Annotated in this window: 8 protein-coding genes; 6 read left to right on the top strand and 2 right to left on the bottom strand. The window is 43.6% G+C overall.

Features of this window, described 5'->3' with window-relative positions:
- The first annotated feature begins 99 nt into the window (after window positions 1–99).
- The 6 genes from CKO50_RS03510 to CKO50_RS03485 all read left to right on the top strand — a co-directional run bounded on the left by CKO50_RS03510 (window position 100) and on the right by CKO50_RS03485 (window position 8,489).
- Window positions 100–2,250, top strand: a complete 2,151-nt coding sequence (locus CKO50_RS03510; RefSeq protein WP_095727030.1) for a DUF6351 family protein — start codon at window positions 100–102, stop codon at window positions 2,248–2,250.
- Window positions 2,251–2,312: 62 nt separating this feature from the next.
- Window positions 2,313–2,663, top strand: coding sequence for a gamma-glutamylcyclotransferase family protein (locus CKO50_RS03505; RefSeq protein WP_176474605.1), 351 nt, complete (start codon window positions 2,313–2,315; stop codon window positions 2,661–2,663).
- A gap of 245 nt (window positions 2,664–2,908) precedes the next feature.
- Complete coding sequence (locus CKO50_RS03500) at window positions 2,909–5,245, top strand: TonB-dependent receptor (protein ID WP_095727028.1); 2,337 nt, start codon at window positions 2,909–2,911, stop codon at window positions 5,243–5,245.
- Window positions 5,246–5,321: 76 nt separating this feature from the next.
- Entirely contained in the window at window positions 5,322–6,449 is a 1,128-nt protein-coding gene (locus CKO50_RS03495) for an alkaline phosphatase family protein (protein WP_095727027.1), read from the top strand.
- Entirely contained in the window at window positions 6,446–7,525 is a 1,080-nt protein-coding gene (locus tag CKO50_RS03490) for an alkaline phosphatase D family protein (protein ID WP_095727026.1), read from the top strand. Before CKO50_RS03495 ends, CKO50_RS03490 begins: the two co-directional genes overlap by 4 nt.
- Before the next feature lie 208 nt (window positions 7,526–7,733).
- Window positions 7,734–8,489 carry a hypothetical protein gene (locus CKO50_RS03485; RefSeq protein WP_255229394.1) on the top strand — a complete coding sequence of 252 codons (756 nt, stop codon included), beginning with the start codon at window positions 7,734–7,736 and terminating at the stop codon, window positions 8,487–8,489.
- 406 nt (window positions 8,490–8,895) lie between these two features.
- On the opposite strand, the gene CKO50_RS03480 is transcribed toward CKO50_RS03485, so the two are convergent.
- Together CKO50_RS03480 and CKO50_RS24435 are read right to left on the bottom strand one after the other, a co-directional pair.
- Window positions 8,896–15,249 carry an Ig-like domain-containing protein gene (locus tag CKO50_RS03480; protein WP_255229392.1) on the bottom strand — a complete coding sequence of 2,118 codons (6,354 nt, stop codon included), beginning with the start codon at window positions 15,247–15,249 and terminating at the stop codon, window positions 8,896–8,898.
- Window positions 15,250–15,269: 20 nt separating this feature from the next.
- Window positions 15,270–16,076, bottom strand: coding sequence for an Ig-like domain-containing protein (locus CKO50_RS24435; protein ID WP_255229390.1), 807 nt, complete (start codon window positions 16,074–16,076; stop codon window positions 15,270–15,272).
- Window positions 16,077–16,179: the final 103 nt, after the last annotated feature.

The following is a 16,179-nucleotide window of genomic DNA, read 5'->3' as shown; positions in this document are numbered from 1 at the left end:
TTCATGTTCAAATAACAAACAAATAACTACACTGCGATTATCTAGTCCTACACTTATTATATCTGTTTATCCATTTGCCTAGTACTCGAAGGAGCTCATATGAAATCCTTACTTTCCTGGCTCACCGCATTATTGTCTTTGATTGTTCTTGGCGTTTGTGGTTATTGGTTTTGGCTAACGAGTGAACAAGAAGAAATATACAGTGTAGAAAAAATAGCAAACAGCGAGGATAATCCCATTCTTGAGTTTTATCCGCATATTTCAAAAGTTAACAGGCCCGTCGATACTTTCGTATTTCCGATTGCAATAGGAAGTATTGGTCCTAATACCAACCTATACTCTGGCCCTAACCAATATCCTTTTTACTGTATGACCCTGGACTCAGACCTGGGTCAGCCAGAGATAGACAACCACTCGGGACTCGGTGTGCCAGTGATGGATGAGCAATCAAACCAAGTACTAGGTTATAGTAAGGATTGCATGGCAAAAACCCGGTTACGCTACTTTTCGATAACCTTTGACAATCAAATCAAACCGTTAGACGAAGGAAATAAAGCGATAGACACAAACTTACTGTTACGCGTTGAGCAAGGCACCATAAACCGCTTCATTTACACCATAGTTATGCCAATTACAGTTGACGAAGTGGGTGATAGAAACGCCAAGTCTCAATGGAATAAACGGCTTATCTACCAATTTAATGGTGGCTCTGGAATTGGCTTTAGACAAGGCAGACAAAAACCAGAGCGTGTGATAGATAGACAACTTGAGCAGTTAAAGCTTGGCTACGCAGTTATAAGCTCTAGTGGTAATAAAACCAGCTACACCTACAATATGTTACTGGCCGAAGACACCGCAAGACGGGTGAAAAAGCAATTTACTAGTTTGTACGGAGAGCCGCTCTATACGGTCGGGATTGGCGGCTCTGGCGGTGGGCTCGCACAATATTTGATTGCACAAAATAGCCAAGGGATCTTAGATGGCCTTATCCCACTTTATAGCTACCCTGATATGATCACCCAAACCACTTACGCGTTAGATTGTGATTTACTTAATAACTATTTTACCTTTAGAGCTAATGACAGAAAAGCATGGCGTGATTGGACCCGCCGCCGTCATATTGAAGGCATGAATGCAATCAACGACTTTCCGCAAAGAGCTGGCTTTTTGCAACCACTCAACCAATTAATGTCGGGATTTGTACCCTCCTTTCCTGATGGCAATAGTGAGTGTATCAATGGCTACTTTGGATTATCTACTTTTATTAATAACCCAAGGCAAGGGTTTTTAAGGAGCTTTTTTGAGGATGAGGTAGTAGAGAGAACAAACTGGAGTTACTGGCAGGACATGGCCAATGTATTTGGCACGGATCAATCAGGCTTAGGATTAAGCACTTGGGATAACGAAGGCGTTCAATATGGACTAGAAGCATTAAAGGCTCAGCAGATCACGATGGCTGAATTTATTGATCTCAACAAAAAAATAGGCGGATGGAAACCTCAAAACCAAATGCAGCAAGAAGAAATTGTATTGCCGTTTGGCCACAAGGTACCTATTTGGCTAACGCTTTGGGGCAATCATAATATCACCACGCCAGATGACAATGGTATAGCATCAAGGCACAGCGGCAGCCTTGCGGCGATGGAAAAAGCGTATCGCTCTGGGCAGGTATTTATTGGCAAAGTTAATATTCCCATCATTGACGCCAGACATTATCTTGAGAATGAGCTAGATATGCATCATATGTCTGCTTCATTTTATACTCGATTGAGAATGTCCGCCGCAGATTCAAACCCAGAGAATCAAGTGATTTGGGTCGCACATCAAGCATTTAATCCAACTCAACTCGCATTTGAAAAAATGGATGAATGGTTACTCAACCTCAAAACGCAGCCGAATTTATCCGTTGCAGACGCAAAGCCGAAGACACTTGCTGATACGTGTTTCGACGAACAAGGTAAAGTCATCGCCAGCGGCGAAGCGGTGTTTAATGGTATCTGGAATAATCATCCGCAAGGAACCTGTACCGCCAGATATCCGATGTTTTCTACCAGCAGAATTCAAGCTGGTGCAAACTGGGCTGGAGATATATTTAAGTGTCATAAAATATCGATTAAAGAGGCGCTTGCCAAAGGGGTTTACGGTGATGTAGATATCTCAACACAACTCACCACACTTAAACAAATTTATCCACAAGGCGTATGCGATTATAGTCAGTCCGATGTGGGTAGACCGCAAGATCTTGATTGACCATGAAAATGTCGCAGCTTAGACTTAGACCTCGCAGGAGAGCAACGGATTAGAATTAAGTGATGCAAGCATTATTTTCGTACGGCACATTGCAACAAGAGCAAGTGCAACTAGATACATTCGGCAGACGATTAGAAGGCGAGAAAGCGGTACTTTGTGGATTTAAAGTAGGCCAAGTTAAAATAACGGATCCTGCTGTTATTAGCAGTAGTCAAAAAGATATTCATCCCATTTTAATCGCGACAGGTAATGTTGAGGATAAGGTAGAAGGCTGTGTATTTTTAATCACGGATGCCGAACTAGCTCATGCAGATGAGTACGAAGTGGATGGCTATCAACGTATTTCAGCAACACTAAGCTCGGGAAAAACCTGCTGGATTTACTCAGCAGCTCCCAATGCCCAATTAATTTAGTGCCCAACTAATCCTCGAGTTATTCGTTGTGAATAACTCCGCTTTTCCTTTGCTTGCTATTCAGAGTCACTCTTAAATGTGGATCTTACATCCCACGAATAAAATACAAATAAGCCCTATGTCTTAATTCTTTAAACTTTTATTAATTGAACATTCAATAAAAATGGCCTGAATTGTCATAAAACCTCCTCATACTTGCGCCGACTCTTTCAGCGATCACAATTAATCTAGAAGTTGGAACAATTATGAAAACGCAACGCAAGCTAAACCTGATCACTACCGCACTATTATCCACCCTAGCAATTAACGCCTACGCTAATGATGACAAGACTAAAGACGATAAAGTCATTGAAGAAGTTACGGTTGTTGGACAAAGTGTTTCCTTTGCAAATAACGCAACAAGTGACGAAATGAGCAAGCAACAGTCTGCTATGACATCGGCTTTGGCTGTTATCGATAACTTACCTGGTGTACTCATCAATGAAGGGGATACTTTTGGTTCTGACGACTGGTCAACCACCGTTTCTATTCGTGGCTTTCAGCTGAGCTTAGACGAGCAACAAATTGGTATTACGGTTGATGGCATTGCCAATGGTAATTCAAACTATGGTGGTGGTGCAAAAGCAAATCGCTACATCGATACTGAAAATTTAGGCGCAGTGCAAGTATCTCAAGGTACTGCTGATATTGCCTCACGCTCCAATGAAGCATTGGGCGGTACACTTAACTTCACAACCATTGACCCCACTGAAAAACAAGGCTTAACCCTCTCCATTACCAGTGGTGACTTTGAAGCACAGAAATACTTCGCTCGTTATGAAACCGGTGAAATAATTGAGAATACCTATGCTTGGATCAGCGTTTCTAGCTCAAGTAACTCAGACTGGATCCAACAAGTCGCTAATAATGAACGCGACCATTTAGCGGCTAAAATAAAACACCAAAAAGGCCCGCTAACGGTCAAAGCTTATGCATCCTATGACGATGTGGTTGAAGCAAACTACCAACGTGTAAGCCAAGAACAATTTGAAGCCGATCCAGCATGGGATAGGCTAACAGATACTATCACCGGCATTCCACATATTGACCAAGTATACCGCAATGGCTGGCGTACGCACCGCGAAAACATTTTCGGTTACATAGAAGCAACCTATGAACAAACTAATTGGGCACTAACGAGTAATGTCTACTATCACACCAATGAAGGTCGTGGTGATTGGGTTCCTCCCTATTTAGTTGATATCAACAACGACGGATTAAATCAGCCTCATTCAGAAGTAACAGGTACTGCGCCTTATACTGGCGGTAGTCCTATCGGACGCATTTACTTCGTTGATAGCGAAGGTAAAGCACTAAAACCAAATGCAAAATGTACTTCAAGTCTGACTTTCCCTTACGGTGGTGCTGACGAAGAGTATGACCCGGCATGCTATGGAGCAGGCGCAATACCGGTAGGCTCTTATCGACATACGCACTACGGTAAAGACCGTCTCGGGATCAATGCTGATTTTACTTTCTACGGCAAAATTGCCGATATGGATAACACCATTCGTGCAGGATTTTGGTATGAAGACTACCAACGTGAAGAATGGCGAGATTGGCACAAGCGTATTGATGCTCGAGTCTCTGCTAATTTTGATCATACGCCATATTGGATCCAATACAGCCGTGAGTTTAATGTCGATACAACCATGCTCTACATTGAGGATGAATTAGACTTTGGTCTGGCTCGACTACGTGTTGGTGCCAAGAAATTCTTGGTCGAGTTAGAAGGTGTCGACAAGTTTAGCGGTCAAAAAGTGGCGCTAGATTCAGACTCTGATACATTACTAAGCGCAGGGATCGTCGCCCCCATGCCAATCGAAGGCCTAGAGTTATTTGCAGGCTATGCCGAAAACTTTGCAGCTATAAAAGACAACGTATTAGAGCGCGAAGCCTCGGCACTTGAACAAATCGAGCCTGAAACTGCTGAAAACATTGATTTAGGTTTTAGATATTCATCTACCGAATTTAATGCCAGCCTGACCTATTATGATGTAACGTTTGATAACCGAATTAGTTTTATAGCTCCAGATTCACCAGATGGTATTGATTATCTGATTGGCACAAATGGTTCATATGTGAATGTTGGCGGTATCGAGTCGAACGGTTTTGAAGCTTCTGCAACTTGGTATGTAACCAACAGCTGGGGTATTTATGCATCATATACATATAACGACTCCACCTACACGGGTGGTTTGAATGACTTCCCGGCGGGTAACACAGTATTTGGCTCTGCAGAAGATTTAGCCGTTATTTCTATTGATTGGGCTGAGGGGCCATATTTCGCCGGTCTTTCAACGAAATGGGTGGGTGACCGTTACATGGATGCGAAGAATACTCAAAGAGTCGATAGCTATATGACTTCAGATTTTTATGCCGGTGTTGCGATTGATTCACCGCTATCTGGTGTTGAAAATATGGAGCTAAGGTTAACCATCAATAACCTAACCGATGAAAGTTATTTGGGTGGTATTGCTGGTCAATCTGCATGGATAGGTGCTCCACGCACCGCGGCTGTGAACTTTAAGCTCACTTTTTAATAATAAAAGCAAGTAAATAAGGGCACTTCGGTGCCCTTTTTACACAGATACGCCCTAATGTGGATTGGGAGATAAAATGAAGCGTGCAATGTGGTTACTCATACTCACTTTTAGTGTATTTACTCAAGCAAAGCAAAGTGATCCAAACCTTATTCTGGTTACAATAGATGGTGTTAGATGGCAAGAAGTGTTCTACGGATTGGATGATCAGTTAGTTACCGATAAAGAATCAACAAGCGATCCAAAAGCGCTAAAAGCTCTTTTTCAGGGGCACAACGCTCAGCAAAGCCGTGAAAAGTTAATGCCATTCTTATGGCAATACGTGGTCGAAAACGGCGTCATTCTCGGCGATAGAAAACAAAACTCAACAATGCGAGTTTCCAATCCATGGTATTTTTCATACCCGGGTTACAACGAAGTAATTACTGGCATTGCCGATCCCAACATTGACTCTAATGACAAAAAACCGAACCCAAATATATCGTTTTTAGAATGGCTACAATCTCAGCCTGGTTTCGAGCCAAATCTTGCTGTTTTCGGTAGTTGGGATGTTTTCCCTGCTATTTTCAATCGTGAAAGGAGCAAATTGCATATAAACGCTGAATTTGAAATTGCTAAGCACACGACTAACCCCAAACTACAATTTTTAAATGAATTACAGGCGCAAGTTCCGAGCCCTTGGTCCTCAGTGCGCTTAGATGCCTTTACTTATCAATATGCAAAAGCCCATCTTCAAACCCAAAAACCAAGAGTGATGATGCTAGCACTTGGCGAGCCAGACGATTATGCGCACGGTGGAAACTACGACGAGTACATCAAAGGTATTCACCGTGCTGATAAAATATTGGCCGACTTATGGCAAACCTTACAAGCAATTCCGCAATACAAAAACAACACCTATCTACTCATTACTACCGATCACGGCCGCGGCATGGGTCGTGAGGATTGGAGACACCACTCATCAAAAGCAGCGATTGAAAAGAACTACCCAAGTATGCTTGAGAAGCAGCCTGAGGGGATAGTAGGTTCTGAGCAAGTTTGGTTTGCAGCAATCGGACCCAAGATAAAAGCCAAAGGATTAGTGACTCCAAAGCAAGAGCAAACCTTGTCGCAAGTTACCGCGACTGCGCTTCAATTACTCGGACAAAACCCTTCTACCTTTAATCCCAAGATAGCACCGCCGCTTGAAGGTATAGCGCAATGATCAAACTAAAACGACCTAGACTCGCTAAGCGCAAGCGTTTCGCTTGCCTAATGCTATTTCCTTTAATGGCGTTTGTTGCAATGAACGTGTATGCCAATGAGCAAGCCTCTTTGTCAACAATTCGCTTTGGCTCATGCTCTCATCAAGATAAACCTATGCCTATATTAGCGGCAATTAATAAAGAGAACCCAGAGCTATTTATCTTTCTCGGAGACAACATCTATGGTGACACCACGGATATGGATGTGCTTAAGAAGAAATATGAAAAGCTTAACGCAAACGCAGGCATACAAGAACTGCGGCAACAATCTCAAGTTATCGCCATTTGGGACGACCATGACTACGGTGAAAATGACGCAGGTTTGGAATATTCTCAAAAAGAAGCCTCACGAAAGATCATGTTAGACTTTTGGCATGAACCTGAAAACTCTTTGAGACGCACTAGAGACTCAGGAATTTATACCTCGTATGAATACGGCCAAGGAAATCAGCTAATTCGTGTCATTATGCCCGACTTGAGATGGAACCGTCCGGCGTTAACGTCAGTATCAAAATCAGATTACGACAACAAACGTAAGCCAAAAAATAGGGGGCCGTATAGCCCGGTTCTAGATGCGAGTATGCTCGGTGAGCCACAGTGGCAATGGCTTGAGTCTGAGTTAAAAAAACCTGCCGCCATTCGAATTATCGCCTCTAGCCTACAATTATTACCCGAGTTTACGGGCTGGGAAGCTTGGGCCAACTACCCTACTGATAGAGCACGCCTTCTGAACTTCATCACGCGCGAAAAACTTGGTGGCGTTATCATGATTAGCGGTGATACACACTGGGGTGAAATTTCGAACGTAGTACATCAAGGCTACCCGTTTTGGGAAATCACCAGTTCGGGGCTTACAGAAGAATGGAAACAAGTCAGCCCAAATCGGCACCGAGTGTCTGGGTTTACTCATGATGTGAACTATGGGTTCATCGATATTGATTGGTCTCAATCAGACCCCACAATCACAATCGGCTTAAAAGATGTGGAAGGTAAAGAAGTGATGTCAAATATCCTTAAGCTATCTGATATTCAATAAACATCGGCAGTTAAATCAGATACCTCCATTGTTTCTTCATATTTACGCAATAACATGGCAGCGTTTTTATCTAGGAACATGGAGGTTCCCTTTCTACTGTGCATCACCACAGATTGTTATAAATTGTTATAAATCGTTACACCCCATTTTAGAAACACAATAATCAGTCTACACTACGCAAAAGTATGTTTAATCAAAGGATATGAAAGTGAGATCAAAGTACTACATAGCTAGCTTACTAAGCATTCTGGCTGTCTCAGGCTGCTCTAGTGAATCGACCACATCTAACGTTGTTAAAACAGAAGGTATCTGGACTGAAATCCGCATAACTGCGAATGGCGAGCGCGCACGAGTCGTAAGTGAATTCAACTTAAACAGTAGCACGGGTGCTAATATCATTCTTACTACAGGTGATAAAGTTCAAGCTACTGTGGGTTCAGAAACAAAACAATTAACGATGGATGAAGACTTTCTTGATATCGACTATCAGGGTTACTTTAGTCAAACAGCAAAGGATACTAAATTTAAGCTAGAACTGTTTCGAGAAAGCGAGAATGAAACGCTTGTTTCAGAGGTAAAACTTCCTACACCTGTAACTATTTATTCTCCCGTATCGTCAAGTTTTAAAAGAAATAGCGATATCCTTGTCGAATGGCAGCCTGCATCTGACGAAGGTACTCAATTGGTACTACAATTCACTGCAAGTTGTACGACAAATACCGATGGAATGACTACATTTGGTCATAGTGCTGAGATGGATGATAAGCAAGGTCAATACACACTTTTACTCAGTGAGATAGAAGGTTTTGATGATACAACTTTCGATAAGAGTAAACCATGTGAATCCCGAGTAACAATATCTCGTATTCGCACGGGTAATACCGATAGCCGCTTTAAATCAGGCAGCTCTATTAAAGCGATACAAGAAAAAGAGTCTGAAGAGTTCGAAATTACTCTTAACTAGTTTAGTAGAAGCGCTTCCCCCTCTTCTATAAAGTCTTCTATCATAAATCGTTAAGGGTAAACATAGCCCAAAAGCTCTCGAAAGAGAGCTTTTTCTCATTTAGAACAACTAAATAGCAAAATTTTCGCTTTGCCTACATACAGTCTTACACAGTTAGCACCAAACAGACTGCTATAAAAGCATTAATTATTCGAAACTCAGGTCTATCTAAAGGTATGCAGATATCTTTTAGGGTAACCGGATACAAAAGCATTGTTACTCCTAAAAGGCAGCTAGGCGGTTGGATAATTTATGTGGTGATTTAAAAATATTCGCTATCCAAATCTCAAGATAATAGGGTTTCTACAAAAGGGCCTCAATTGCACATTGAGGCCCTTTTATATTTTATCAAAAATAAACTATGCAGTTAAAAATGATAGCTTAAATTAAGTGCTAAGTCGTTTATATCATTAGCAGAAATAAAGTAGTGGCTAAAATCTACCCCTAAAGTCAAAGCTTCACTGAGTTGATAATGAATACCACCGCCTATGTAACCGCTAGTACCGCTGTCTTCGTAACGAGTGGAAAACCGACCATCCCGAACGCTATTGATCTTGTAATCCCAATTAAACGCACCCAAGAACATTTTACCAACAAATTTATCTGCAAATGATGTTGAGTAATTGAATTGTAATGCAGGACCTTCAGGCAAAACTGGGGCAACTCGTGCCAAAGCCATTTGGCTTTGCTCAGGATCCGCACTCAAGCCGGTAAACTCCACGCTTCCTTGGCCAAGGTCAATATAGCGAAGTCCTACTTGCCAATTAGGGACTAATTCATAAAACGCCCCGATTGACCAACTACTGCTGTCTTCATCTAAATTGACGATGTTTAAGTCTGAAGCGTTAATCTCACTATCTGCTGTAGATTGTCCGAGTGTTGCCTCCAACTGCCAATTGCTAGCCTGTGCTTGTGTGCTTAATAGACAACTCGTGCTCACCAATGCAAAAGCTGGCAAAAGTGACTTTTTACGGCGCAGTACCAGCGCACTAATTAATAACAACAACATGCCTCCCATAGTCCCTGAGGACTTATTGGTTATAGATGTAACTTGTTTGACTGATACCGTAACGCTTACTTGGCCCTCGGCCATTGCACCAAATTCATCTTTAACAACATAGTTAATTGTATCAACACCTTCAAACCCTGCTTTTGGTGTGTAACTCAACGTGCCGTCAATATTAATAGCCACAGCACCTTGGCTTGCCGTTGCAGAAACAATGCTTAACACTCCGCCTTCAGGATCACTATCATTTGCAAGTACATCGATAATGATTTGCGCACCATTTGAGGTTGCGGTGTCATCCGCAACTTGCGGTGGTTGATTGGCGATAATAGAAACAGTCGCGGTACTATTACTTGACCCACCCTGCCCATCAGCCACACTATATTGAATAGTCGCATTCCCTATAAATGCAGCTGGTGGCGTATAGTTCAATTGATTATTTTCGATACTAACAACACCGAAATCGACACTCGCCCCCGTTATGGTAAGTGCATCATTGTCACTGTCCGTATCGTTTTCAAGCACATCAATTATAATTGTTTGACCAGAGACAATTGTCACACTATCAGCGTTAGCGACAGGTTGTGCGTTATTTGAGATTGGTACTGCAATACCACCTGGATCGACAATACTGCCATTGGCAATACCATCATCATCATTTGGACCTCCATCAACAATACGTAGTTGCACACACCAATCACCATCGCTAAGGCCTGCAGTCCATTCATTGCTTCCTGGAGGCGGACAGAAACCTGGCTCACCTTGAGTTGAGAGCAACTCGTTTCCTTCTCCAACCACAAAGTTTTGCCACTCACCGCCAATTAATTTGCGATAAACCGCATTAAGTGGGATCGGTTTGCGTTGTGGTAAAACAATACTATATACGTCACCGGGTTGTGGTAACCCCGTCGCAATAAAGTCGAACAAACCGCCTGCATTATTGGCATTTGGATCTGAAGGCAGCTCCGACTCCATCAGCTGTAGGCCACCCGTATTATTTTGTGGCACGGTAGCGCCTTTACGTAAACATACACCAGGGTCGCCTTCAACTAAGAACTGGCTAGATTCTAACGCTTGTTCTTGCACCACATTACAGTCTGTGATCGCATCCATGAAATCAGGAATACCATCTTCATCCTCATCGGCATAGCCTTCTTGATCATCAGGAATTAAATCACCATCACTATCCTCTCCGGTCAACGGCGCTAAAGAGCCAACAATCTCTATAAAGACATTGCGAGATGTTGACAGACTTGGCGTCGCATTATCTTCGGCCGTAACCCTTACTTTATAAATACCCGCAGGGACATTGGCAGGGTTAAACTCAAAGACAAATGGATCATTCGATGTATTGACTAACGCCGCATCCGGCTGCCAGCTCACACTCACAAGGTCATTCGGGTTAGGATCAGCGACTACAGCTTCTATGGTAACCACTTCATTAGAGGCAGTGATTAAGCTACGCTCTTCACCACTTTGCTGCACAACTGCCGATAAACTTGGTGCCACATTCTGCTCAACAATTGTTACTGTTGAAGTAGATTTAGCGCCTCTGTTTACTGAGTCACTCAAGGAGATCACAATAGTTTCGTTATCTTCGCTTATACCATCAGCAAATATATTAAAGCTGATGCTAGCACTAGTGCCTGAGTTTATTACTACTTCACCTGATTGTAAGTCATGATCACTGCTATCCGCTGAACCCGAAACGGTATAAGGTACGGTTACGGGGTAACTTGGTGCAGGACCATTTAGATACACCTTAACCGAGTGACTGCGATCTTCTGCAACTCTGCTATCTTTTTGTAGCGAAATCAGTGGATTGACATTAAGGTTCTGGCTCGCCGTGGCTTGTTGTCCTTGACTATCCGTTGCCTGCCAATAAACGATGTGTTTACCAGGCGCAAAGATAGGAATTCCTCTTACTAAAGATACCGGTAGTGGGTTCCCTGAACTATCTGATGCGACAGCAGTACCAAGGTTCACTTTTGTGAATAAACCTGTTGCGTTCACGGTTAAGTCACTCGGTGCCGTAATTGATGGTGCATTACCCGTGCCTGTACCATTAATCGTGATACTAACATTTGCCTTTGCTCTCGCTTTACTATCATCCTCAATCAAATAAGTAACGATTATTGGTACTTGCGAGTTTTGCACAGCTTGGTAAGTCAAGGTGTTATTGGCTATGAACGCGGAACCAATTGAAGCTTTAGCGCCGATAATTCTGAGCGTTCCGCCATCTGGGTCGATATCATTATTTAAGACAGGAAGCACATACTGATTGGAAGCCACAGCATCGAAGGTGAAGCTGTCATCAACAGCAATAGGTGCATCATTTACGGAAGTTACCGTCATTGCTACTGAAGCCGTATTTGACTTAAATTCCCCGTCTGACACTGTGTAAGTAAACACATCAGAGCCATTAAAGTTCGGCAATGGTGTATAGCTAAACACAGTGCCTTGAATTTGAACTACACCATTTTGTGGTTGCGATACTAACTCCATTGTTAATGCATCACCATCACCATCACTGACCTCTGCTGAGAAGCTTGTCGTGCCATCTTCAAGCACGCTTCTTTGCATATTGTTTGCAATCGGCGCGGCATTAACCGGCTCAACGTTGATCTCAAATGCAGGTAAGCTTGCTTGCAAGGCACCATCGCTTACACTAACGACAATATTGCTATAAGTACCTACATCTTCTCTAGTCGGCGTCCCCGCTAAATTACCTGAGGACGTATCGAAGCTTGCCCAAGCTGGCAGATTGGTTACAGAGAACGTCAATGTTTGAGAATCTACATCGGATGCTGTCGGCGTAAAATTGTATGCTTCGTCTTGTTTAACACTTGTTGATGGTGTGCCTGAGATAATTGGTGCATCATTGACAGCGTTCACCACTATGCTAAACGCAGGTAATGATGCATCAGCTTGACCATCCGACACCGTAACCACAATGCCGCTATAAATACCGTCTTGTCCTTCGGTTGGCGTGCCTGTGATAGCACCCGTTGAGTCGTCGAAACTCGCCCAATCAGGAAGGTTTGTGACACTAAACGTTAAACTATCACCATCTGTATCCAATGCCGTCGGTGTAAAGCTGTATGCAACATCTTCATTGACCGACGTCGCAGGAGCTCCAGAAATAAACGGCGCATCATTTACTGATGTCACTGTAATATTGACTGTCGCTGCATTCGACACTAAACCTTCAGCATCTTGTACCGTATAAGTAAAACTATCATCCCCGAAGAAATTAGCATTCGGCGTATAAACAATACTACCTGTCGTTAGTATTTGCAGTGAACCGCCCTGAGGCTGACTAACAATTGCAACACTTGCGGCATTGAGCTGACTATCTACGTCCGTGTCATTACCCAATACGTTGATTTCTATGTTGCCATCCTCAAGTAATTGAGCCGTATTGTTAACAGCAACTGGCGCATCATTAACGGCTGTGATATTGACTGTAACTGTTGCAGGATCAGAGCGAAGCCCTTCACTATCTTCGATGGTGTAAGTGAAAGTTAATGTACCATTTTGATCTTGTTTTGGTGTGATCGCGAGCACACCATCAGAACCAACCGTGACAATAGCAAGGTCGTAGTTGCCTGCACCATCACCTTTATCTTCAAGCGCAACGTCCGAACCATCAAAGCCTTGATCTTCAATATCAGAGTCATTTGCAAGAATTGCCAATGTTGTTGCAGTATCTTCGTTTGTTGTTACCGTGTCATTCCCCGCTACAGGTCGGTCATTTACAGCACCAATATTGACGGAAATAGTCGCAATATTTGACTTCCCACCTTCACTGTCAAGGATTGAATAAGTAAAGCTGTCACTACCCGTCTCATTGGTATTTGGCGTATAAGTGATGGTGCCATTATTCAGATCTATTGCTGCTTGGCCTTTACTTGGCTGCGACTCAAGCGCAATAATCCCAGTTGGGTTGGTATCTTCGACATCCGTTGCATTTGCTCTAACCGCCAATGCAGATGTTGGCGTGTCTTCGTCGATATTCGGTGTAAAGTTAGCCGCGACAGGTAAGTCATTTACCGGCGTTATAGTAATGCTAACCGTTGCTTCATTTGATTCAGCCAGAGTCGAATCTTTAACCGTATAAGTAAATGAATCCGAGCCATTAGCATTGGCAGTTGGTGTAAAGGTTACGACCCCATTAGTAACACTTAACTGTCCTTTCGTCGGTTGCGTTTTGATAGTAACCGATGAGGCAACCATGTTGTTTTCAGGGTCACTATCATTGGTAAGTACATTCACCGAGTTAGAAGCATCTTCAAGCGTGGTAAGAGCATCATTCACAGCCGTTGGAGCATCTTCAATTGCATTTACATTGAGAGTAACGGTATAAACTGGTGAACTTGCACTTGAACTATCCTCAACATGATAGGTGAAACTATCTGTATGGTTTTCACTACCACCATGTACATAGCTGAAGCTACCATCAGCATTTAGTGTCAAGCTACCATATTGTGGATCGGTGTCTTTTATAACCGTAAGGCTATCACTTGAGTCTAGATCGTCATCGCTTGCGAGCGACAACAAACCATTGTTTAAATCACGTGATAATGTAGCTCCCTCATCGAGGGTATAGCTAGTATTTTGCCCTGTCGGGGCATCATTGGTGTTAACTACTTCAATATCAAATGCCGTAAGCGTGTCACTGTCAGTGCCATCACTTACTGAAATTTCAATATCCTTCGTCGTAGCTACGTCTGCATCCTCTGGCGTACCTGAGAGTTTACCTGTTTGAGTATCAAAATCAGCCCAGTCAGGCTTATTCGTAATACTAAAGGTGTGGGTGTCACTGGTGTCTGGATCGGCCAACAATGGAGTAAACTCATACGAACTGTCCTCATTTACACTTGTTGCAGGTGTGCCAGAAAGAACAGGTGCAACGTTATACTTTTTAGTAACAGTGTCTGTTACTGCACTCGATTCATTCCCGGCATTATCAGCTACTGTAACAGATAACGTCAATGTTCCTTCGTTTAATGAGGTTACATTAATTCCGGTCTCTTGGTGGGTAGTACCCGTTATAGATATCGCACTTGAGCTAGTTACAGAGCTGCTACCATCTGAGACTTCATAAGTAAAACTACCCGCAGATTCCAAGCCCGTTAATGTGAAGCTAAATGCAGTTTCATTACCCGCATTGATCAAATCTTGGTCAATCGCAGCTGCAATACCACTTGGTGCTGAGTTATCGAGCGTGACTGTCGTACTCGCTGCGCTTGAGGTATTGCCAGCAGCATCACTTTGCGATGCTGTTACCGTCAACGTGCCATTGTTAAACGTACTGACATCAAATTCCGATCCACTTATTGTCCATCCGCCGGAGCTATCCGCAGTGACAGTACGATTCAAACTATTTGCACCGTCATTGATAGTCACAACTACACTATTTCCAGCTTCCGCTCCCGTTCCTGCTATCAAAACATCATCATCTTCTGATGCACTTATTAAATCATCGCCTTCTATAGGGGTTGTGATCGCAGGTGCTGAAGGTGCTGAGTTATCCAAAGTGATCGTGGTGCTAGCTGCACTTGAGGTATTACCTGCTGCGTCACTTTGAGTAGCTGAGACCGTCAATGTGCCATTGTTAAACGTACTGACATCAAATTCCGAGCCACTTACAGTCCAAGCCCCCGAGCTGTCCGCAGTGACTGTTCTATTAACACTATTTGCGNNNNCCGTCATGAATCGTAACGGTTACACTATTANCCCGCTTCAGCGCCCGTTCCTACAATCAACACATCATTATCTTCCGCCGCATTTACTCGGCCATCACCTTCTATAGGTGTGGTGATGGATGGAGCCGATGGTGCCGAATTATCCAATGTAACTGTGCTGCTAGCTGCACTTGAACTATTACCTGCCGCATCACTTTGCGATGCTGTTACCGTCAGCGTGCCATTGTTAAATGTACTGACATCAAACTCGCTGCCGCTGATGGTCCAGGCACCGGTGTTATCCGCCGTCACCGTACGGCTCAGGCTGTTAGCACCATCGTGAATGGTCACCGTCACGCTGTTACCTGCTTCCGCCCCCGTACCAGCGATAAGCACGTCATTGTCTTCAGCTGCACTGATTAAGCCATCACCTTCTATCGGTGTGATGATGGATGGAGCCGATGGGGCTGCGTTGTCCAGAGTGATTGTGGTGCTGGCCGCACTGGAGGTGTTGCCCGCCACATCATTTTGTGATGCGCTCACCGTCAGCGTACCGTTGTTAAATGTACTGACATCAAATTCCGAGCCACTGATTGTCCAAGCGCCAGTATTGTCTGCTGTTACCGTACGGCTCAAGCTGTTTGCACCGTCATGAATAGTCACTGTAACGCTATTACCCACTTCTGCGCCTGTGCCCACTACCAACACATCGTTGTCTTCAGCTGCACTGACTAGACCATCACCTTCTATAGGCGTTGTGATCGCAGGTGCGGATGGTGCTGAGTTATCCAATGTTACTGTGGTGCTGGCCGCACTGGAGGTATTGCCTGCCGCATCGCTTTGTGATGCGCTCACCGTCAGCGTGCCGTTATTAAACGTACTGACATCAAATTCCGATCCACTTATAGTCCAGGCCCCTGAGCCGTCCGCAGTGACCGTTCGATTAACACTATTTGCA

Origin of the sequence: Pseudoalteromonas sp. HM-SA03 (assembly GCF_002289345.1) — a bacterium.
In the GTDB taxonomy this organism is placed as follows: Bacteria; Pseudomonadota; Gammaproteobacteria; order Enterobacterales; family Alteromonadaceae; genus Pseudoalteromonas.
Note: the sequence above shows the minus strand (reverse complement) of the source record. Positions and strands in the feature narration are given on the sequence as shown.

What these genes read in the sequence shown, in the direction of transcription:
- CKO50_RS03510 (WP_095727030.1), top strand. Translation starts at nt 100, where the DNA reads ATGAAATCCTTACTTTCCTGGCTCACCGCATTATTGTCTTTGATTGTT.
- CKO50_RS03505 (WP_176474605.1), top strand. Translation starts at nt 2,313, where the DNA reads ATGCAAGCATTATTTTCGTACGGCACATTGCAACAAGAGCAAGTGCAA.
- CKO50_RS03500 (WP_095727028.1), top strand. Translation starts at nt 2,909, where the DNA reads ATGAAAACGCAACGCAAGCTAAACCTGATCACTACCGCACTATTATCC.
- CKO50_RS03495 (WP_095727027.1), top strand. Translation starts at nt 5,322, where the DNA reads ATGAAGCGTGCAATGTGGTTACTCATACTCACTTTTAGTGTATTTACT.
- CKO50_RS03490 (WP_095727026.1), top strand. Translation starts at nt 6,446, where the DNA reads ATGATCAAACTAAAACGACCTAGACTCGCTAAGCGCAAGCGTTTCGCT.